The sequence below is a fragment of the Streptomyces sp. VTCC 41912 genome (assembly GCF_045799175.1).
Classification (GTDB): Bacteria; Actinomycetota; Actinomycetes; order Streptomycetales; family Streptomycetaceae; genus Streptomyces; species Streptomyces albulus_C.
In genome coordinates this window covers 124927-144538 of record NZ_JBJMAB010000017.1, presented here as the reverse complement: position 1 = coordinate 144538, position 19612 = coordinate 124927, and the positions used below count along the sequence as shown (strand labels likewise).

The following is a 19612-nucleotide window of genomic DNA, read 5'->3' as shown; positions in this document are numbered from 1 at the left end:
GGCTGTCCGCATCCAGCACGACCGAAATTCGGTGGGGACGACCGGGCGTTCCCCCGTACCGGCCACCTCGGATCAGGATTTCCGAACCACCGCCTTGTCGATGACGACGGTGGCGTTGGGCGCGGTGTTGCCGGTCGCCGGATCGGGGCGCGAACCGGCGGCGGCGATCTTCTTCAGGACGTCCATCCCTCCGGTGATCCGCCCGAACGGCGTGTAGTTCGGGGGGAGCGGGCTGTCCTGGTAGACGAGGAAGAACTGACTGCCGCCGGAATTGCGGGTCTTGGGGTCGGTGCCGTCGTAGCGGTTGGCCATGGCGACCGTGCCCGCCGGGTAGACGTCGCCCTTCAGTCGCGGGTCCTTGAGGTTCTCGTCCGGGAGGGTGTAGCCGGGCGTGCCCTCGCCGGTGCCCTTCGGGTCGCCGCACTGCAGCACGTAGATCCGCTGGTCGACGAGGCGGTGGCAGCGACTGTGGTCGAAGTAGCCCTGCCCGGCCAGGAACGCGAACGAGTTGACGGTGTGCGGTGCCTTGGCCGCGTCCATGGCGAAGGTGATGCGCCCGCAGGTGGTGGCCAGCTCGGCGGTGTACGACGCCGCGGCGTCGACGGTCATCGCCGGCTCCTTCGGCCAGGTCTTCTTCGACGGCGAGCCCGGGGCGGGCCGGGCGCACGGGTCGGCGGTCGCGGACGGAGCCGGGGCGGCGTCGTCGGTGGTGCCCTTGCGGTCGCCGCCGATCAGCGTGACGGAGGCGTACGCGGTGGCGCCAGCGGCCAGTGCGACCGCCACGACGCCGGCGACGATCACGTTGCGGCGCTTGGTGCGCCGCACGGACTCGTCCCGCCGCTGTCGCTGGCGCGCGTACTTCTGTCGGGCGAGCTCGCGTCGCCGCCGGTCCTTGCTGACCACCGGTCGTCTCCTTGTCCTCAGCCTCGATCGCGGCCGTCTGCCGTGGCCGTACCGTATACGGGTTCGCCCTGCCGGGAGTCCCGCCGGTAGGCTCTGGAGCTGCCGAGATGTTCCGGGCGCGGTCCCGCAGGCCCGCACCCCGCCGATCTTTAAGGACGAACGTGCTGATTGCCGGGTTCCCCGCCGGGGCCTGGGGGACCAACTGCTACTTGGTCGCCCCCGCCGCCGGCGAGGAGTGCGTGATCATCGACCCGGGCCACCAGGCCGCCCAAGGCGTCGAGGAAGCGCTCAAGAAGCATCGGCTCAAGCCCGTCGCGGTGATCCTCACCCACGGCCACATCGACCACGTCGCGTCGGTCGTCCCGGTGTGCGGTGCGCACGGCGTCCCCGCCTGGATCCACCCCGAGGACCGCGCCATGATGAGCGATCCGGAGAAGGCGCTCGGCCGGTCCCTCGGGCAGCAGCTGATGGGCGAGCTGACCGTGGGCGAGCCGGACGACGTCAAGGAGTTGGCCGACGGCGGCGTCCTGGAGCTGGCCGGGATGGAGTTCTCGGTCGCGCACGCCCCGGGCCATACCAAGGGGTCGGTGACCTTCCGGATGCCCGAGCAGGCGGACGTTCCGCCGGTCTTCTTCTCGGGCGACCTGCTGTTCGCCGGCTCCATCGGACGCACCGACCTGCCGGGCGGCGACTCCGCCGAGATCCTCCGGTCGCTGGCACGCGTGTGCCTGCCCCTGGAGGACTCCACCGTCGTCCTGTCCGGCCACGGCCCCCAGACCACCATCGGCCACGAGCGCGCCACCAACCCCTTCCTCAGGCAGGTGGCCGCCGGCCTCGGAGACGGCACCCCGACCGCCGCTCCGCGACGAGGAATGTGACGAGAACCTTCCGTGAGCACCTTTCAGGCACCCAAGGGCACCTACGACCTGATCCCGCCGTCGTCCGCGACGTACCTCGCGGTGCGCGAGGCGATCGCCGCACCGCTGCGGAACTCCGGGTACGGCTACATCGAGACGCCCGGCTTCGAGAACGTCGAGCTCTTCGCCCGCGGTGTCGGTGAGTCCACCGACATCGTCACCAAGGAGATGTACGCCTTCGAGACCAAGGGCGGCGACAAGCTCGCGCTCCGTCCCGAGGGCACCGCCTCCACGCTGCGCGCCGCGCTGGAGGCCAACCTCCACAAGGGCGGTAACCTCCCCGTCAAGCTCTGGTACTCCGGCTCGTACTACCGCTACGAGCGTCCGCAGAAGGGCCGCTACCGGCACTTCTCGCAGGTCGGTGCCGAGGCGATCGGCGTCGAGGACCCGGCGCTGGACGCCGAGTTGATCATTCTGGCCAACCAGTCGTACCGCTCGCTGGGGCTCAGCGACTTCCGGATCCTGCTCAACTCGCTGGGCGACCAGGAGTGCCGCCCCGTCTACCGCGCCGCGCTCCAGGACTTCCTGCGCGGGCTGGAGCTGGACGAGGAGACCCGCCGCCGGATCGAGATCAACCCGCTGCGCGTCCTGGACGACAAGCGGGAGTCGGTCCAGGAGCAGCTGATCGGCGCGCCGATGCTGCGCGACTACCTCTGCGAGGCGTGCAAGACCTACCACGAGCAGGTGCGCGAGCTGCTGACCGCGGCGGGCGTGGCCTTCGAGGACGACCCGAAGCTGGTCCGCGGCCTGGACTACTACACCCGCACCACCTTCGAGTTCGTCCACGACGGCCTGGGTTCGCAGTCCGCGGTGGGCGGCGGCGGCCGCTACGACGGCCTCTCGGAGATGATCGGCGGGCCCGCGCTGCCGTCCGTCGGATGGGCGCTGGGCGTCGACCGCACGGTGTTGGCCCTGGAGGCCGAGGGCATCACCCTCGACCTGCCGGCGGCCACCTCCGTCTACGCCGTCCCGCTCGGCGAGGAGGCCCGTCGGGTGCTGTTCGGCAAGGTCACCGAGCTGCGGCTGGCCGGGGTCGCCACCGACTTCGCCTACGGCGGCAAGGGCCTGAAGAACGCCATGAAGTCCGCCAACCGCTCCGGCGCGCGGTTGGCCCTGGTGGCCGGCGAGCGGGACCTGGCCGAGGGCCTGGTCCAGCTCAAGGACCTGCAGAGCGGCGAACAGACCGCCATCGCGCTGGACGCGGTGGTCGACGAGGTCCGGCGGGCGCTGGCCTGAGCCGGCGGAAACCGACCCCGCGGGGGCCCGGACGGCAGCGCGCCGTCCGGGCCCCCGCGCGTCAACCCCGGTACGCGCAGCCACCCCGGATCCGTCCTCGGCACCCCGGGTTCACAGGGAGGTGCGGCACAATGAAGGATGCGGCCGGGACCGCCGGCCTCGCCCCCACCTCCCACGGGACCGACGGAACGGCCATATGACGACGACAGCGCTTGACGACGTGTCCACCGACGACGACCGCGCGAGCGCCGCGGAGACCATCGGCTCCGGTCGTGGCCTCGCCCTGCTCCTGGTCATCACCGGTGCGCTCGGTGGCCTGGCCGCCTGGATCATCACCCTGGACAAGTTCGAGCTGCTGAAGGACCCGAACTTCAAGCCGGCCTGCAGCCTGAACCCGATCATCTCCTGCGGCAGCGTCATGCAGAGCAAGCAGGCGGAGGCCTTCGGCTTCCCCAACCCGATGGCCGGCCTGGTCGGGTTCGCCGTGGTCATCGCGATCGGCATGGCCCTGCTGGCCGGCGCCCGGTTCCGCCGCTGGTACTGGCTCGGCCTCAATGTGGGCACCCTGCTCGCCGCGGTCTTCTGCATGTGGCTGATGTCCCAGTCGCTGTACGAGATCAACGCGCTCTGCCTGTGGTGCACGCTGACCTGGTGCGTGACCATCCTGATGTTCTGGTACACCACCGTGCACAACCTCAAGCACGGCATCCTGCCGGCGCCCCGGGGCCTGCGCGACGCGGTCGTGGAGTTCCACTGGGTGGTTCCGGTGCTCTGGTACGGCGTGATCGCCCTGCTGATCCTGACCCGCTGGTGGTCGTACTGGAGCAGCCTCATCTGAGCGCTCCCGGGGACGTCCCGGACGTCTCCGCACCGCCGCCGCGCCCCGCGCCCCGGCCAGCCGAACCCGGCGGCCGGGGCGTTGTCAGTGGTGTGGCATAGGCTCCGTAGACGTGGAGCCCGACCTGTTCACCGCCGCTGCGGAAGACCGTCAGGAGAAGGACCCCGCGGGGTCGCCTCTCGCCGTACGCATGCGTCCGCGCACCCTCGACGAAGTCGTGGGGCAGCAGCACCTGCTCAAGCCCGGCTCACCGCTGCGGCGGTTGGTGGGGGAGGGCAGCGGCGGCCCGGCGGGTCCGTCGTCGGTGTTTTTGTGGGGGCCGCCCGGCATCGGCAAGACGACGCTGGCGTACGTCGTCAGCCAGGCGACCAACAAGCGCTTCGTCGAGCTCTCGGCGATCACGGCCGGCGTCAAGGAGGTGCGGGCGGTCATCGACGGCGCCCGCCGCGCCTCGGGCGGCTACGGCAAGGACACCGTCCTCTTCCTCGACGAGATCCACCGCTTCAGCAAGGCGCAGCAGGACTCCCTGCTGCCCGCGGTCGAGAACCGCTGGGTCACGCTGATCGCCGCCACGACCGAGAACCCGTACTTCTCGGTGATCTCCCCGCTGCTCTCCCGCTCGCTGCTGCTGACTCTCGAACCGCTCACCGACGACGACCTGCGGGGCCTGCTGCACCGGGCGTTGACCGACGGGCGCGGGCTCGGCGGGGCGGTCACCCTCCCCGAAGACGCCGAGGCGCACCTGCTGCGGATCGCGGGGGGCGACGCCCGGCGGGCGCTGACGGCGCTGGAGGCGGGGGCCGGTTCCGCGCTGGCGAAGGGGGAGCCGGAGATCACCCTCCAGACGCTGGAGGAGGCGGTGGACCGCGCGGCGGTGAAGTACGACCGGGCCGGCGACCAGCACTACGACGTCGCCAGCGCCCTGATCAAGTCCATCCGCGGTTCCGACGTCGACGCCGCGCTGCACTACCTGGCGCGGATGATCGAGGCGGGAGAGGACCCGCGGTTCATCGCCCGGCGCCTGATGATCTCCGCGAGTGAGGACATCGGCCTGGCCGATCCGTCGGCGCTGCAGACCGCGGTGGCCGCGGCCCAGGCGGTGGCGCTGATCGGCTTCCCCGAGGCCCGGATCACGCTCAGCCAGGCGACCATCGCGCTCGCCCTCGCCCCGAAGTCGAACGCCGCGTACCTGGCGATAGACGCCGCGCTGGCGGACGTCCGGGCCGGCAAGGCCGGGCCGGTCCCCGCGCACCTGCGCGACGGCCACTACAAGGGCGCCCAGAAGCTCGGTCACGGCCAGGGGTACCAGTACCCGCACGACCTGCCGGGCGGCATCGCGGCCCAGCAGTACGCCCCGGACGCGGTGCACGGCACGCGCTACTACGCCCCCACCCGGCACGGGGCCGAGGCGCGCTACGCCGACGTCGCCGAGCGGGTCCGGGACCGGCTGCGCGGCGAGCACGGCGACTGACCGGGGTGCGGCCGGCGGGGCCGTGGGCGGCCGGTCAGCTGGCCGCGGCCTCGAAGAGCACGTGCATCGCCCGGCGCAGTTCGACGACGTCCCGGACCGGCTCGGGGAAGTCGAAGCGGGCGTCGAAGGTCCGGTGTGCGCCGTCGGTGAAGCGGACCCGCAGCCCGAAGCGGTCCAGGCCCACCGGGACGGCGTGCTCCCGCAACCCGCAGACCTCGCCGCGCTCGCCGAGCAGCGCGCACAGCCCGCGGACCTGTTCGGCGTGGGCCGCGTGCAGGTGCTGGAGCAGCTCCGCCTCGTGGGCGACGAGCGGGTCGGGTACCGCGCCGGCGAACTCCTCCGGTTCGAAGGACTCCGCGCCCCACAGGTCGTCCACCGCGCCCTCGCCGACCTCCAGGCGCAGCAGCGTCCAGGCGGGGCGCCCGTACTGGCCCGGGGCCGGGTCGGGGGCGAGTGCCTCGCCGATGCCGAGCAGCTCGCCGACCGGGTGCCGCTCGGCGAGCAGCATCGCGGCCCGGGCGCGCTGCTCGTTGCGCACCGGGGTGAGCCAGCCGGCCACCCAGGCGCGTCCGCGGATCCGGTGGGGCACCGAAACGGGCGCCACGTCCGTGATCTCCATCACGGCCGGCAGGTCGTCGTCCTGGGCGTGCGACGCCGCCCGGGCGGCCGCGGAGTCCCCAGGAACCAGGAGCAGCACGTCTCCTTCGGGCGTGACCGTCCGGCAGACGGGAGCCGAGAGGCCGGTCTCGTCGGGATCCTCGACTCCGGGGATGTCGAGCGAGCCCATACCATTGGACTCGACGAGAGTACGTACGCGCTCAGCCGCCGAGGGCCGCTGGGCGTCGTCCACGGGACGCGGCTGACCCGTCCCGGTGCTGTCTGCGCCGGGCAGGGGGATCCCAGGTCGAAACATGCGTTCTCCTCGCGCTAAGGTAAGCCTCACCTAACTTACATGGAGGAACGTTCCACGTGAACCAGTCGCGTCCCAAGGTCAAGAAGTCCCGTGCGCTCGGCATCGCGCTGACGCCGAAGGCCGTCAAGTACTTCGAGGCCCGTCCCTACCCGCCCGGCGAGCACGGCCGTGGCCGCAAGCAGAGCAGTGACTACAAGGTCCGACTGCTGGAGAAGCAGCGTCTGCGCGCTCAGTACGACATCAGCGAGCGCCAGATGGCCCGTGCCTACGACCGCGCTCGGAAGGTCGATGGCAAGACGGGCGAGGCCCTGATCGTCGAGCTTGAGCGCCGTCTGGACGCGCTCGTCCTGCGTTCGGGCCTGGCCCGGACCATCTACCAGGCCCGCCAGATGGTGGTCCACGGCCACATCTCGGTCAACGACCGCAAGGTCGACAAGCCGTCGTTCCGCGTCCGCCCCGGCGACGTGGTGATGGTCCGCGAGCGCAGCCGTGACAAGCACCCCTTCCAGGTGGCCCGCGAGGGTGGCTACGCCCCCGACGGCGAGACCCCGCGCTACCTGGAGGTCAACCTCCAGGCGCTGGCGTTCCGCCTCGACCGGGACCCCAACCGCAAGGAGATCCCGGTGATCTGCGACGAGCAGCTCGTCGTCGAGTACTACGCCCGCTGATCCACTCGGCAGGCGCACCGCTCAGCCCGCCGGCTCCCCTCCGCTCGCGGACGGGGAGGCGGCGGGCCGGTGCGGAGCGGGTGCGGTGATCCGCAGCCGCCCGCGCGGTCCCGGGACGTTGTCCGCCGGCTGGAGGATCCGCGCCACCGCCGCGTCCAGGTCCAGCTTTCCGCCGGCCCGCCGGCAGCGCTCGTAGCGCGCCGCGCCCAGCCGCTCCCGGGCCTGCCGTTCGCACAGCGCGTGCGGTTGGTTGAAGTGCCGCGAGCCGAAGAGCGGCAGCCCCACCGAGCCCCAGAGCCGGCCCGCCGCGCCCTGGAGCACCGCGGCCTCCGCCGCGTCGCCCTCGCCCAGCGTCACCAGGGCCAGCAGCTCGATCGCCAGCACCGCGCCCAGCAGGTCGTGGAAGGAATGGTCGATCGCCAGCGCCTCCGCCAGCAGTTCGCGGGCCCGAGCGCCCTCCCCGCGGGACCACGCCGCGTACCCCAGCACGAACAGGGCGTACGCCAGGGTCCAGCGCTCCCCGTGGTCCGCGCACACCTCCCGGACGTCCTCGCACAACCGCACCGCGTCGTCCAGCTCGCCCTGGAAGGCCACCGCCATCGCCAGCTCGACCTGCCCCATCAGCACGTTGCTGTTGAGCTCGCCGATCTCCCGGTAGCGGTGCAGGGCCCCGCGCAGCAGCGTCTCGGCGCGCGGCATGTCGTCGCAGACCAGCGCCAGGCAGCCGGTGCGGTGCAGCGCGTACGCGGCGGCCGTGGCGTTGCCGGTCCGCTCGGCCTCCTCGCGGCACTCCTGGAGCATCCCCAGCGCCCCCACCGTGTCCCCCTGGAGCACCGCCACGTAACCCGCCACCCACAACGCCTTCAGCCGGGCGTCGTCGTGGCCGCCGTCCAGCTCCAGCGCCCGATCCAGCCAGTACCGGCCTTCGGACAGGCGCCCGCAGCCCACCCAGTAGAACCACAGCGTGCCGGCCAGGTACTGGCCGAGGTGGGTGTCCCGGGGGCTCTCCAGGCTGTGCTCCAGCGCCACCCGCAGATTCGGCAGCTCGGCGTCGATCCGGGCCGCGATCTCGGCCTGCCGGGGGCTGAACCAGTCCAGCTCGCACCAGGTCGCCAGCCCCAGGTACCAGTCGCGGTGCCGGTGGCGCAGCCGTTCGCCGTCCCCCGCCGCCGCCAGCCAGTCCGCGCCGTAGGCCCGCACGGTGTCCAGCATCCGGTAGCGCACCCCGGCCGCGGCCTCCTCCCGGACCAGCACCGACTGGGCGACCAACTCCCCGATGACGTCGAGGAGTTCGTCGGCCGGAAGCTCCGGGCCCGAGCAGACGTACTCGGCCGCCTCCAGGTCGAACTGCCCGGCGAACACCGACAGCCGCGTCCACAGCAACCGTTCGGCGGGGGTGCACAGCTCGTGGCTCCAGCCGATCGCGGTACGCAGCGTCCGGTGCCGCGCCGGCGTCCCGCGGGCGGTGCCGACCAGCAGTCGGAAGCGGTCGTCGAGCCGGTGCAGCACCTGCTCCAGGGAGAGCGCCCGCAGTCGCCCGGCGGCCAGTTCCAGCGCCAGCGGGATGCCGTCCAGGCGGCGGCACAACTCGCTGACCGCCGGCTCGTCGGCGGGCCCCACGGTGAAGCCGGGCAGCACGGCGGCGGCCCGGTCGGCGAACAGCGCGGCGGCGTCCGCCCGGTCCATCGGGGGCACCGACAGCGTCTGCTCGCCCGGCAGCTCCAGCGGGCGGCGACCGGCGGCCAGCACCCGCAGCCCGGGGGCGCGCCGCAGCAACTCGGCGGTCAACTCGGCGCAGTCGTCGACCAGGTGCTCGTAGCCGTCGAGGACGAGCAGCGCCTCGCGGCCGGCGAGGTGGGCGCCGAGCGCCGTGCGCACCGGGCGGCCGGAGTGATCGGCCAGCGCCAGGGCCTCGGCGACCGCGTGGTCCAGCAGGTGCGCCTCGTGCAGCGTGGACACCTCGACCAGCCACACTCCGTCGCAGAAGCGATCCTGCAAGATCGCTGCGCTGTGTCGGGCGAGCCGGGACTTGCCCACGCCGCCCACGCCGATGAGCGTGACGAGCCGGCCGGCGGACAGGTGCCGGTCGAGCGCGGTGAGTTCGTCCGCGCGGCCGACGAAGCGGTTCAACTCGGCGGGGAGGTTCCCGCGGGCCCGCGGGCGCGGGGCGGAGCGGCGGGCGGCGGGGCCAGGGCGCGTGAGGCGTCGCATGGCACACGGAGCGTACTCGTGGCGATGCGGACCGTACAAACACCCCTTCCGGTGCCCCGGCCCGGACCGGGAGCACGGTACGGACGGACAGTCACGGCGCGATAAGGTCAAGGTTGCCGTTCGAGCAGGACGAGACCAGACCAGAGCAGACCAGTCGGAGTGTGGTGCCAGCGTGTCCGGTGGAGAGGTGGCCGGGATCCTCGTGGCCGTCTTCTGGGCGATCCTCGTGTCGTTCCTCGCCCTCGTGCTGGTGAGGCTCGCACAGACCCTCAAGGCGACCACGAAGATGGTGACCGAGGTGTCCGAGCAGGCGGTTCCGCTCCTGGCCGACGCGTCCGCGACCGTCCGCTCCGCGCACACCCAACTCGCCCGCGTCGACGCCATCGCCGCCGACGTGCAAGAGGTCACCGCCAACGCCTCCGCGCTCTCCTCGACCGTCTCCACCGCCTTCGGCGGACCGCTGGTCAAGGTCGCGGCGTTCGGCTACGGCGTGCGACGGGCGATCGGCAAGAAGGGCCTGCCCGAGCCGGACCGCACCGTCGTCGGCCGCACCCTGCCCGGCGCCCGCCGCGGCCGGCGCCGCTCCCGTCGCTCCAAGGACTGATCACCGCGATGTTCCGCCGCGCATTCTGGTTCACCACCGGCGCCGCCGCCGGGGTGTGGGCCACCAACAAGGTCCACCAAAAGCTGCGCAAGCTGCAGCCCGACAGCCTCGCCGCGCAGGCCGCGGACAAGGCCGTCGAGACCGGAAACCGGTTGCGTCAATTTGCATTGGACGTACGGGCCGGAATGGCGGACCGTGAAGAGCAACTGCACGACGCCCTCGGGCTCGCGGAGCCCGTCGAGGCGCCCGAGCTGCCCGCACCGCGCCGCGCGGTGCTCCACACGTCGTACCGAACCACGAGAACCCCCGGACTGACCGGACCGACCGGAAATGAGGACCACTGATGGAGTCGGCTGAAATCCGCCGCCGCTGGCTGCGCTTCTTCGAAGAGCGCGGGCACACCGTCGTGCCGTCGGCGTCGCTCATCGCGGACGACCCGACGCTGCTCCTGGTCCCGGCGGGCATGGTCCCCTTCAAGCCGTACTTCCTCGGCGAGGTCAAGCCCCCGTTCAAGACCGCCACCAGCGTCCAGAAGTGCGTGCGTACGCCGGACATCGAAGAGGTCGGCAAGACCACCCGGCACGGCACGTTCTTCCAGATGTGCGGCAACTTCTCCTTCGGGGACTACTTCAAGGAAGGCGCGATCAAGCACGCCTGGGAGCTGCTGACGTCTCCCGTGGCGGAGGGCGGTTACGGTCTGGAGCCCGAGAAGCTCTGGATCACCGTCTACCTGGACGACGACGAGGCCGAGCGGATCTGGCACGAGGTCGTCGGGGTGCCCAAGGAACGCATCCAGCGTCTGGGCAAGAAGGAGAACTACTGGTCCATGGGCGTCCCGGGCCCCTGCGGCCCGTGCTCGGAGATCAACTACGACCGGGGCCCCGAGTTCGGCGTCGAGGGCGGCCCGGCCGTCAACGACGAGCGCTACGTGGAGATCTGGAACCTGGTCTTCATGCAGTACGAGCGCGGCGCGGGCCTCGGCAAGGAGGACTTCGAGATCCTCGGCGAGCTGCCGTCGAAGAACATCGACACCGGCCTCGGCCTGGAACGCCTCGCCATGATCCTGCAGGGCGTGCGCAACATGTACGAGACCGACACCCTCCGGGTGGTCATCGACAAGGCCGGTGAGCTCACCGGCGTCCGCTACGGTGCCGCCACCGACTCCGACGTCTCACTGCGCGTGGTCGCCGACCACATGCGCACCTCGACGATGCTCATCGGCGACGGCGTCACCCCCGGCAACGAGGGCCGCGGGTACGTCCTGCGCCGCATCATGCGCCGGGCCATCCGCAACATGCGGCTGCTGGGCGCCACCGGGCTGGTCGTCGGCGACCTGCTCGACGTGGTCATCCGGGCGATGGGGCAGCAGTACCCGGAGCTCCTCCAGGACCGCAAGCGGATCGAGACGGTCGCCCTCGCCGAGGAGGCCGCCTTCCTCAAGACGCTCAAGGCCGGCACCAACATCCTCGACACCGCGGTGACCGAGACCAAGGCCGGTGGCGGCACGGTCCTCGCCGGCGACAAGGCGTTCCTGCTCCACGACACCTGGGGCTTCCCGATCGACCTCACCCTCGAAATGGCCGCCGAGCAGGGCCTGTCGGTGGACGAGGACGGCTTCCGCCGCCTGATGAAGGAGCAGCGGGACCGCGCCAAGGCCGACGCCCTGGCCAAGAAGCACGGCCACGCCGACATGTCGGCGTACCGCGAGATCGCCGACAGCTCCGGCTCCTCGGTCTTCACCGGCTACACCGACACCGAGGGCGAGTCCGCCGTCGTCGGCCTCGTGGTCAACGGCGTCTCCGCGCCGGCCGCCCACGAAGGCGACGAGGTGGAGGTCGTACTGGACCGCACCCCGTTCTACGCCGAGGGCGGCGGCCAGCTCGCCGACACCGGCCGGATCAAGCTGGACAGCGGCGCCGTCGTCGAGGTGCGCGACGTCCAGCAGCCGGTCCCCGGCGTCATCGTCCACAAGGGCGTGGTGCAGGTCGGCGAGGTGGTGCTCGGCTCCGCCGCGTACGCCGTCATCGACGTCCAGCGCCGCCGGGCCATCGCCCGCGCCCACAGCGCCACCCACCTCACCCACCAGGCGCTGCGCGACGCCCTGGGCCCGACCGCCGCCCAGGCCGGTTCGGAGAACTCCCCGGGCCGCTTCCGCTTCGACTTCGGTTCGCCGGCGGCCGTGCCCGGCTCGGTCCTCACCGACGTCGAGCAGAAGATCAACGACGTCCTGGCCCGTGAACTCGACGTGCACGCCGAGGTCATGAGCATGGACGACGCCAAGAAGCAGGGCGCCATCGCCGAGTTCGGCGAGAAGTACGGCGAGCGGGTCCGCGTGGTCACCATCGGCGACTTCTCCAAGGAGCTGTGCGGCGGCACGCACGTCCACAACACCGCCCAGCTGGGCCTGGTGAAGCTGCTCGGCGAATCCTCCATCGGCTCCGGCGTGCGCCGCGTCGAGGCGCTGGTCGGCGTCGACGCGTACCGCTTCCTGGCCCGTGAGCACACCGTCGTCTCGCAGCTCACCGAGCTGGTCAAGGGCCGTCCGGAGGAGCTGCCCGAGAAGATCTCCGGAGTCCTGGCCAAGCTGAAGGACGCCGAGAAGGAGATCGAGAAGTTCCGCGCGGAGAAGGTGCTGCAGGCCGCGGCCGGCCTGGCCGAGGGCGCCAAGGACGTCCGCGGGGTGGCCCTGGTCGCCGCCCAGGTCCAGGACGGCACCTCCGCCGACGACCTGCGCAAGCTGGTCCTCGACGTGCGCGGCCGGATCCAGGGTGACCGCGCCGTGGTCGTGGCCCTCTTCACCGTGGCCAACGGCCGCCCGCTGACCGTCATCGCCACCAACGAGGCCGCCCGCGAGCGGGGCATCAAGGCCGGCGACCTGGTCCGCACCGCCGCCAAGACGCTCGGCGGTGGCGGCGGCGGCAAGCCCGACGTCGCCCAGGGCGGCGGTCAGAACGCCGCCGCGGTGCCCGAGGCCGTCGGGGCCGTCGAGCGCCTCGTGGCCGAGGCGGCCTGACGCCCGTGAGCGAGATGCGACGCGGCCGCCGCATCGCCGTGGATGTCGGGGACGCCCGGATCGGGGTCGCCTCGTGCGACCCCGACGGGGTCCTCGCCACCCCCGTCGAGACCGTGCCGGGGCGGGACGTCCCGGCGGCGCACCGACGGCTCAAGGCGATCGTCGAGGAGTACGAGCCGCTCGAAGTGGTGGTCGGTCTGCCCCGCTCCCTCAGTGGGGGAGAGGGGCCGGCCGCGGCCAAGGTCCGGGCCTTCGCCCAGGAACTCGCCCGGAACGTCGCCCCCGTCGGGGTCCGGCTGGTCGACGAGCGGATGTCGACGGTCACCGCGACCCACGGGCTGCGGGCCTCCGGCGTCCGCAGCAAGAAGGGCCGCTCGGTGGTGGACCAGGCCGCCGCGGTGGTCATCCTCCAGAGCGCACTGGAAACCGAACGCACGTCCGGGCGGCCGCCCGGGGAGCACGTCGAAGTGGTCACCTGATCGCGGTACGGTAACGTTCCGCGCGTTGTGGCGGCGGTTCGAACAGCCGCGCGTGCAAGTAGAGGCGGATCGGTACGACAGGCGCCACCCGGACGGTGCGCCCCGCCTCTCGGCTCTAGGGGATCGATGACCGAGTATGGCCGGGGCTACGGCTCCGAACCGTGGCATCCCGACGACCCGCTCTACGGAGACCGTGGTCCGTACGGAGGCCAGGAGCAGCAGCCGCAGTGGGGCGGACAGCAGCCCACCGGGTATCCCCAACAGCAGTACCCCCAGCACCCGCAGCACGACCAGCACCCCCCGCAGCAGTACCCGCACCAGCAGCAGTACCCCGCGGGCCACGGCGGCTGGGACGGCAACCAGCACGCGGGCGGCCAGCCGGCGTACGACCCGTACGATCCCTACGGGCAGCAGCAGCCGGCCGACCCGTACCTCCAGCCGGGCCAGGAGTACCCCGCCCCGCACCAGACCGGCCAGAACTACGCGGGTCAGGGGCACGACTACTACGGCGCGCCGGACGGCTACGGTCTCCACGAGACCCAGCAGATGCCGGCCCAGCCGCCGGCCCCGCAGCACCACGGGATGGCGGAGCAGGCGCTGGCCGACCCGCACCAGCAGCAGTACGGGCAGCCTGCGCACCCGCAACGTCCGGGCGACTACCCGCCGGGGCCCGTCCCGCACCAGCACCCGCCGGCCGGGGCGCCCTTCGAGGAGCCGGCCGCCGAGGGCGACGACTGGCGGGCGGCGCCGGACGCCGACGGACCGGAGCCGCGCGAGCGGGAACCGGACCACCCGTTCTTCGCCGACGAACCGGACGCCGAGGACGACGGCTACGACGACGAGGACGGCGGCCGGTCGGGCCGCGAGCGCCGGGGCCGGAAAGGCAAGAACAAGAAGAACAAGCGCCGCAGCGGTAGCGCCTGCCTGGTCGTGACCCTGGCGCTGGCCGGTGTCGTCGGCGGCGTCGGGTACTTCGGCTACGACTTCATCATGCGCCACTTCACCTCGCCCCCCGACTACGAGGGCGAGGGCAGCGGAGCCGTGCAGGTCGAGATCCCCGACGGCTCCACCATCTTGCAGATGGGCCTGATCCTGAAGCGCGAGGGCGTGGTCAAGAGCGCCGACGCGTTCTCCGAAGCGGCGGTCGACAGCAAGAAGGACAAGCTCCTCCAGCCCGGTTCGTACTCGCTGCGCAAGCAGATGTCCGCGGCCTCGGCCGTGACCCTGATGTCGGATCCGCGCAGTCGCAACGGTCTGACGATCCAAGAGGGGCTGCGGGCCAGCGCGGTCTACACGCTGATCGACAAGAAGCTCAAGCTCGCGGCGGGCACCACCAAGGAGATCGCGCACAACCAGGCGAAGAAGCTCGGACTGCCGTCCTGGGCCGATGACTCTCCGAAGATCAAGGACCCGCTGGAGGGCTTCCTCTACCCCTCGACGTACAGCGTCGGAGAGCACGCAAAACCCGCCGACGTGCTCCGGCAAATGGTCTCGCGGGCCACTCGGGAATACCAGAAGTACGATCTTGAATCGAACGCCAAGAAATTCCATCTGGATTCTCCGCTGCAGCTCATCACCGTCGCCAGCCTCACCCAGGCCGAGGGCATGACGCACGATGACTTCCGGAAGATGGCGGCCGTCGTCTACAACCGATTGGCTCCGACCAACACGGCCACGAACCAGAAGCTGGAATTCGACTCGACGTTCAACTACCTCAAGAACCAGAGCAAGATCAATATCAGTACGCAGGAGATCCGGCACTACGACGATCCCTACAACACGTACTTCTACCGGGGACTCCCGCCCGGTCCGATCGGAAATCCCGGCGCGGACGCGCTCAAGGCCACGATCAACCCGGACAACTCCGATAAGTGGCTCTACTTCATCTCGGTGGACGGCAAGAAGACGGACTTCACGACCAACTACGCCGACCACGAGAAGCTCGTCCAGGAATTCAACAAGCGGCAGCAAGAGCAGAAGCAGAACGGAAACTGAAGGCCAGCCGGTGTCCCACAGTCCTGAGCACAAGAAGGCGGCGGTCCTCGGATCGCCCATCGCGCACTCCCTCTCGCCGGTGCTGCACCGCGCCGCCTACGACGAACTCGGGCTGACCGGCTGGGAGTACGGCCGTCACGAGGTCGACGAATCGGGGCTCCCCGGATTCCTGGAGGGGCTGGGTCCGGAATGGGCCGGCCTGTCGCTGACCATGCCGCTCAAGCGCGCGGTGATCCCGTTGCTGGACGAGATCACCCCCACCGCGGCCTCCGTCGAGGCGGTCAACACCGTCGTGTTCACCCCCGACGGGCGCCGGCGCGGGGACAACACCGATATCCCGGGCATGCTCGCGGCGCTGCGCGAACGCGGCGTCCAGCAGGTCGAGCGGGCCGCCGTGCTCGGCGCCGGCGCCACCGCCTCCTCGGCGCTGGCCGCGCTCGCCCGGATCTGCACCGGCGAGGTCACCGCGTACGTCCGCAGCGCGGCGCGCGCCGACGAGATGCGCGGCTGGGGCGAGCGCCTGGGGGTCCCGGTCCGCACCGCCCCCTGGGACGAGGCCGCCGCGGCCTTCACGGCGCCGCTGGTCATCGCGACCACCCCGGCGGGCAGCACCGACCCGCTCGCCGCCGCCGTCCCCGACCGGCCCGGCACCCTCTTCGACGTGCTCTACGAGCCCTGGCCGACCGCGCTGGCCACCGCCTGGGCCGACCGCGGCGGCGCCGTCGTCGGCGGCCTGGACCTCCTGGTCCACCAGGCCGTCCTCCAGGTCGAGCAGATGACCGGGCGGGCGCCGGCGCCGCTGGCCGCGATGCGCCGGGCCGGCGAGGCGGCCCTCGCGGCCCGCTGAGCGGCCCCTCCGCCCGCTGGGTGGTCCCCGCGGTCCGCACCCTGGACGGCGCGCCGCGCGACCGGCGCGACGTGGGAGGATCAGAGGAGACCGTACGCGGATGAGCAGCACATGAGCAGTACTGAGGAGCACCGTTGAGCAGGTTGCGTTGGCTGACGGCGGGGGAGTCGCACGGCCCCGCACTCGTGGCGACGTTGGAGGGCCTTCCCGCCGACGTGCCGATCACCACGGAGATGGTGGCGGACGCCCTGGCCCGCCGCCGGCTCGGCTATGGGCGCGGTGCCCGGATGAAGTTCGAGCGGGACGAGGTCACCTTCCTCGGCGGTGTGCGGCACGGCCGTTCGCTGGGTTCCCCCGTGGCGATCATGGTCGGCAACACCGAGTGGCCCAAGTGGGAACAGGTCATGGCCGCCGACCCGGTGGACGAGGCGGAGCTGGCCGAGCTGGCCCGCAACGCCCCGCTGACCCGCCCCCGCCCCGGCCACGCCGACCTCGCCGGCATGCAGAAGTACGGCTTCGACGAGGCCCGCCCGATCCTGGAGCGCGCCTCCGCCCGCGAGACCGCGGCCCGGGTCGCCCTCGGCACCGTCGCCCGTTCCTTCCTGAAGGAGACGGCCGGCATCGAGATCGTCTCGCACGTCGTCGAGCTGGCCGCGGCCAAGGCCCCGTACGGCGTCTACCCCACGCCCGCCGACGTCGAGAAGCTGGACGCGGACCCGGTGCGCTGCCTGGACGCGGACGCGTCGAAGGCGATGGTCGCCGAGATCGACCAGGCCCACAAGGACGGCGACACGCTCGGCGGCGTCGTCGAGGTCCTCGCCTACGGCGTGCCGGTCGGCCTCGGTTCGCACGTCCACTGGGACCGCCGGCTGGACGCCCGGCTGGCCGCCGCCCTCATGGGCATCCAGGCCATCAAGGGCGTCGAGGTCGGCGACGGCTTCGGCCTGGCGCGGGTGCCCGGCTCGAAGGCGCACGACGAGATCCTCGCCACCGACGACGGCATCAGGCGCGCCTCCGGCCGTTCCGGCGGCACCGAGGGCGGCCTGACCACCGGTGAACTCCTGCGCGTGCGGGCCGCGATGAAGCCGATCGCGACCGTGCCGCGGGCGCTGGCGACGATCGACGTCGCCACCGGCGAGGCCGCCAAGGCGCACCACCAGCGCTCCGACGTCTGCGCGGTCCCGGCCGCCGGCATCGTCGCCGAGGCGATGGTGGCGCTGGTGCTGGCCGACGCGGTGGTGGAGAAGTTCGGCGGCGACAGCGTGCCGGAGACCCGCCGCAACGTCCGCAGCTTCCTCGACAACCTGGCGATCAAGTGACCGCGCCCGTCGTCGTACTGGTCGGCCCGCCCGGGGCCGGCAAGTCCACCGTGGGCGCGCTGCTGGCCGAGCGGCTGGACGTCGGCTACCGCGACACCGACGCCGACATCGTCGCCACCGCCGGCAAGCCGATCGCCGAGATCTTCATCGACGAGGGCGAGCCGCACTTCCGCGCGTTGGAGCGGGCCGCGGTCCGCGCCGCTCTCGACGCGCACCCCGGGGTGCTCGCCCTCGGCGGCGGCGCGATCATGGACGACGCCACCCGGCAGTTGCTGACCGGCCGGCCGGTGGTCTTCCTGGACGTCGAACTCGCCGACGCCGTCAAGCGGGTGGGGCTGGACGCGCCCCGTCCGCTGCTCGCGGTCAACCCGCGCAAGCAGTGGCGCGAGCTGATGGAGCGGCGCCGCCCGCTCTACACCGAGGTCGCCCGGGCGGTGATCGCCACCGGGGGCCGCACCCCCGAGGACGTCGCCGACGCGATCGTGGACGCTTTGGAGCTACGGCCGGCCGCGAACGCCGCGCGGCCCGCCGGCAGGGAGGAACAGGCATGACGGAGCAGGCCACCCGCATCCAGGTCGGCGGTACCGCCGGCACCGATCCGTACGAGGTCCTCGTCGGGCGGCAGCTGCTGGGCGAACTCCCCGGCCTGATCGGCACCGCGGCCCAGCGCGTCGCCGTGCTGCACCCCGAGGCGCTGGCCGCCACCGGTGAGGCGCTGCGCGAGGACCTGGCCTCCCAGGGCTACGAGGCGATCGCCATCCAGCTGCCCAACGCGGAGGAGGCCAAGACCGCCGAGGTCGCCGCCTACTGCTGGAAGGCGCTGGGCCAGACCGGCTTCACCCGCACCGATGTGATCGTCGGCGTGGGTGGCGGGGCCACCACCGACCTGGCCGGCTTCGTCGCCGCGACCTGGCTGCGCGGGGTGCGCTGGATCGCCGTCCCGACCACCGTGCTGGGCATGGTGGACGCCGCCGTCGGCGGCAAGACGGGCATCAACACCGCCGAGGGCAAGAACCTCGTCGGCGCGTTCCACCCGCCGGCCGGGGTGCTGTGCGACCTGGCCGCGCTGGACACCCTCCCGGTCCACGACTACGTCTCCGGACTGGCCGAGGTCATCAAGGCCGGTTTCATCGCCGACCCGGCGATCCTGGAGCTGATCGAGGGGGACCCGGAGGGCGCCAAGCGGCCCGACGGCCCGCACACCTCCGAGCTGATCGAGCGGGCGATCCGGGTCAAGGCCGACGTGGTCTCCGCGGACCTCAAGGAGTCCGGTCTGCGGGAGATCCTCAACTACGGCCACACCCTGGCGCACGCCATCGAGAAGAACGAGCGCTACAACTGGCGGCACGGCGCCGCGGTCTCCGTCGGCATGGTCTTCGCCGCCGAACTCGGCCGGATCGCCGGCCGGTTGGACGACGCCACCGCCGACCGGCACCGCGCCGTCCTGGCCTCCGTCGGGCTGCCCCTGACCTACCGCGGCGACCAGTGGCCCAAGCTGCTGGAGACCATGCGGGTCGACAAGAAGTCCCGCGGCGACCGGCTCCGCTTCATCGTCCTGGACGGCCTGGCCAAGCCGACCGTCCTGGAGGGCCCGGACCCGGCGATGCTGCTCGCCGCGCACGCGGAGATCGCCTCGTGAGCCGCAGGGTGCTGGTCCTCAACGGCCCCAACCTCGGGCGGTTGGGCTCCCGAGAGCCGGACGTCTACGGCGCCACCTCCTACGCCGGGCTGGTCGCCGAGTGCGCCCGGCTCGGCAAGGAGCTGGGCCTCGAAGCCGAGGTGCGGGAGACCAACGACGAGGGCGAGATGGTCCGCTGGCTGCACGAGGCGGCCGACGGCTCGATCCCGGTCGTCATCAATCCCGGGGCCTTCACGCACTACTCGTACGCGATGCGGGACGCGGCGGCCCAGCGCACCGCCCCGCTGATCGAGGTGCACATCTCCAACCCGTACGCCCGCGAGGAGTTCCGCCACACCTCCGTCATCGCGGCCGTCGCCAGCGGCACCGTCGCCGGTTTCGGCATCGGCTCGTACCGCCTGGCGCTCCGTGCCCTCGCCGAGGAACTGGACGGCTGATCGGCGCGGTCGCCACACGCCCGTGCCCTCGGCCGTTCATTCGATGTGCGCCGGGGGTAGGGAGACCTCCTGGCAGCTGCCGGGGGAGTACGGTTCACCGCAGCACCACCCGGCGGTGGGAC

At 72.1% G+C, this 19612-nt stretch carries 18 protein-coding genes; 15 read left to right on the top strand and 3 right to left on the bottom strand.

The annotated features are described in order from the left end of the window. Positions 1 to 72 precede the first annotated feature (72 nt). Positions 73 to 903, bottom strand: a complete 831-nt coding sequence (locus tag ACJ6WD_RS23540) for a peptidylprolyl isomerase (RefSeq protein ID WP_407616439.1) — start codon at positions 901 to 903, stop codon at positions 73 to 75. 161 nt (positions 904 to 1064) lie between these two features. On the opposite strand from ACJ6WD_RS23540, the gene ACJ6WD_RS23535 reads away from it, so the two are divergent. The 4 genes from ACJ6WD_RS23535 (at position 1065) to ACJ6WD_RS23520 (ending at position 5365) form a co-directional block, all read left to right on the top strand. Then, the gene (locus ACJ6WD_RS23535) at positions 1065 to 1781 is read left to right on the top strand and encodes an MBL fold metallo-hydrolase (RefSeq protein WP_044373799.1); all 717 of its coding nucleotides are present in this window, start codon (positions 1065 to 1067) and stop codon (positions 1779 to 1781) included. Positions 1782 to 1793: 12 nt separating this feature from the next. Further along, positions 1794 to 3056, top strand: a complete 1263-nt coding sequence (gene hisS / locus ACJ6WD_RS23530; RefSeq protein ID WP_233659710.1) for a histidine--tRNA ligase — start codon at positions 1794 to 1796, stop codon at positions 3054 to 3056. A 196-nt stretch (positions 3057 to 3252) separates the two neighbouring features. Beyond that, positions 3253 to 3894 (top strand): vitamin K epoxide reductase family protein, encoded by a 642-nt coding sequence (locus ACJ6WD_RS23525; protein ID WP_016574282.1) that lies wholly within the window; start codon positions 3253 to 3255, stop codon positions 3892 to 3894. 112 nt (positions 3895 to 4006) lie between these two features. Then, on the top strand, positions 4007 to 5365 hold the full coding sequence (locus ACJ6WD_RS23520; RefSeq protein ID WP_233659711.1) for a replication-associated recombination protein A: 1359 nt from the start codon (positions 4007 to 4009) through the stop codon (positions 5363 to 5365). Between the two features lie 34 nt (positions 5366 to 5399). Here ACJ6WD_RS23520 and ACJ6WD_RS23515 read toward each other — a convergent pair whose 3' ends face one another. Continuing rightward, complete coding sequence (locus ACJ6WD_RS23515; RefSeq protein WP_016574284.1) at positions 5400 to 6152, bottom strand: DUF2470 domain-containing protein; 753 nt, start codon at positions 6150 to 6152, stop codon at positions 5400 to 5402. Between the two features lie 182 nt (positions 6153 to 6334). Between ACJ6WD_RS23515 and rpsD the strand changes: the two genes are divergently transcribed. Continuing rightward, a complete protein-coding gene (gene rpsD / locus ACJ6WD_RS23510; protein WP_233659712.1) occupies positions 6335 to 6946 on the top strand; it encodes a 30S ribosomal protein S4 in 612 nt (203 codons plus the stop codon). A gap of 21 nt (positions 6947 to 6967) precedes the next feature. On the opposite strand, the gene ACJ6WD_RS23505 is transcribed toward rpsD, so the two are convergent. Beyond that, the gene (locus ACJ6WD_RS23505; RefSeq protein WP_407616438.1) at positions 6968 to 9157 is read right to left on the bottom strand and encodes an ATP-binding protein; all 2190 of its coding nucleotides are present in this window, start codon (positions 9155 to 9157) and stop codon (positions 6968 to 6970) included. 172 nt (positions 9158 to 9329) lie between these two features. Here ACJ6WD_RS23505 and ACJ6WD_RS23500 point away from each other — a divergent pair, with 172 nt between their 5' ends. The 10 genes from ACJ6WD_RS23500 to aroQ all read left to right on the top strand — a co-directional run bounded on the left by ACJ6WD_RS23500 (position 9330) and on the right by aroQ (position 19490). Further along, on the top strand, positions 9330 to 9761 hold the full coding sequence (locus ACJ6WD_RS23500) for a DUF948 domain-containing protein (protein ID WP_233659714.1): 432 nt from the start codon (positions 9330 to 9332) through the stop codon (positions 9759 to 9761). Positions 9762 to 9769: 8 nt separating this feature from the next. Continuing rightward, a complete protein-coding gene (locus ACJ6WD_RS23495; RefSeq protein ID WP_016574288.1) occupies positions 9770 to 10105 on the top strand; it encodes a DUF6167 family protein in 336 nt (111 codons plus the stop codon). Continuing rightward, complete coding sequence (gene alaS / locus ACJ6WD_RS23490) at positions 10105 to 12774, top strand: alanine--tRNA ligase (RefSeq protein WP_233659715.1); 2670 nt, start codon at positions 10105 to 10107, stop codon at positions 12772 to 12774. The genes ACJ6WD_RS23495 and alaS overlap by 1 nt, the downstream gene beginning before the upstream one ends. Positions 12775 to 12788: 14 nt before the next feature. Further along, positions 12789 to 13253 (top strand): Holliday junction resolvase RuvX, encoded by a 465-nt coding sequence (gene ruvX, locus ACJ6WD_RS23485; RefSeq protein ID WP_016574290.1) that lies wholly within the window; start codon positions 12789 to 12791, stop codon positions 13251 to 13253. 126 nt (positions 13254 to 13379) lie between these two features. Next, positions 13380 to 15248, top strand: coding sequence for an endolytic transglycosylase MltG (gene mltG, locus ACJ6WD_RS23480; protein WP_407616437.1), 1869 nt, complete (start codon positions 13380 to 13382; stop codon positions 15246 to 15248). Positions 15249 to 15258: 10 nt separating this feature from the next. Further along, on the top strand, positions 15259 to 16095 hold the full coding sequence (locus ACJ6WD_RS23475; protein ID WP_233659717.1) for a shikimate dehydrogenase: 837 nt from the start codon (positions 15259 to 15261) through the stop codon (positions 16093 to 16095). Positions 16096 to 16229: 134 nt separating this feature from the next. Next, on the top strand, positions 16230 to 17414 hold the full coding sequence (aroC, locus tag ACJ6WD_RS23470; RefSeq protein ID WP_233659718.1) for a chorismate synthase: 1185 nt from the start codon (positions 16230 to 16232) through the stop codon (positions 17412 to 17414). After that, on the top strand, positions 17411 to 17965 hold the full coding sequence (locus tag ACJ6WD_RS23465; protein ID WP_331247825.1) for a shikimate kinase: 555 nt from the start codon (positions 17411 to 17413) through the stop codon (positions 17963 to 17965). Before aroC ends, ACJ6WD_RS23465 begins: the two co-directional genes overlap by 4 nt. After that, positions 17962 to 19053: a 3-dehydroquinate synthase gene (gene aroB, locus ACJ6WD_RS23460; protein WP_233659720.1), complete on the top strand. Its 1092-nt coding sequence runs from the start codon at positions 17962 to 17964 to the stop codon at positions 19051 to 19053. Before ACJ6WD_RS23465 ends, aroB begins: the two co-directional genes overlap by 4 nt. Next, the gene (aroQ, locus tag ACJ6WD_RS23455; protein ID WP_233659721.1) at positions 19050 to 19490 is read left to right on the top strand and encodes a type II 3-dehydroquinate dehydratase; all 441 of its coding nucleotides are present in this window, start codon (positions 19050 to 19052) and stop codon (positions 19488 to 19490) included. The genes aroB and aroQ overlap by 4 nt, the downstream gene beginning before the upstream one ends. The last annotated feature ends 122 nt before the right edge of the window (positions 19491 to 19612 follow it).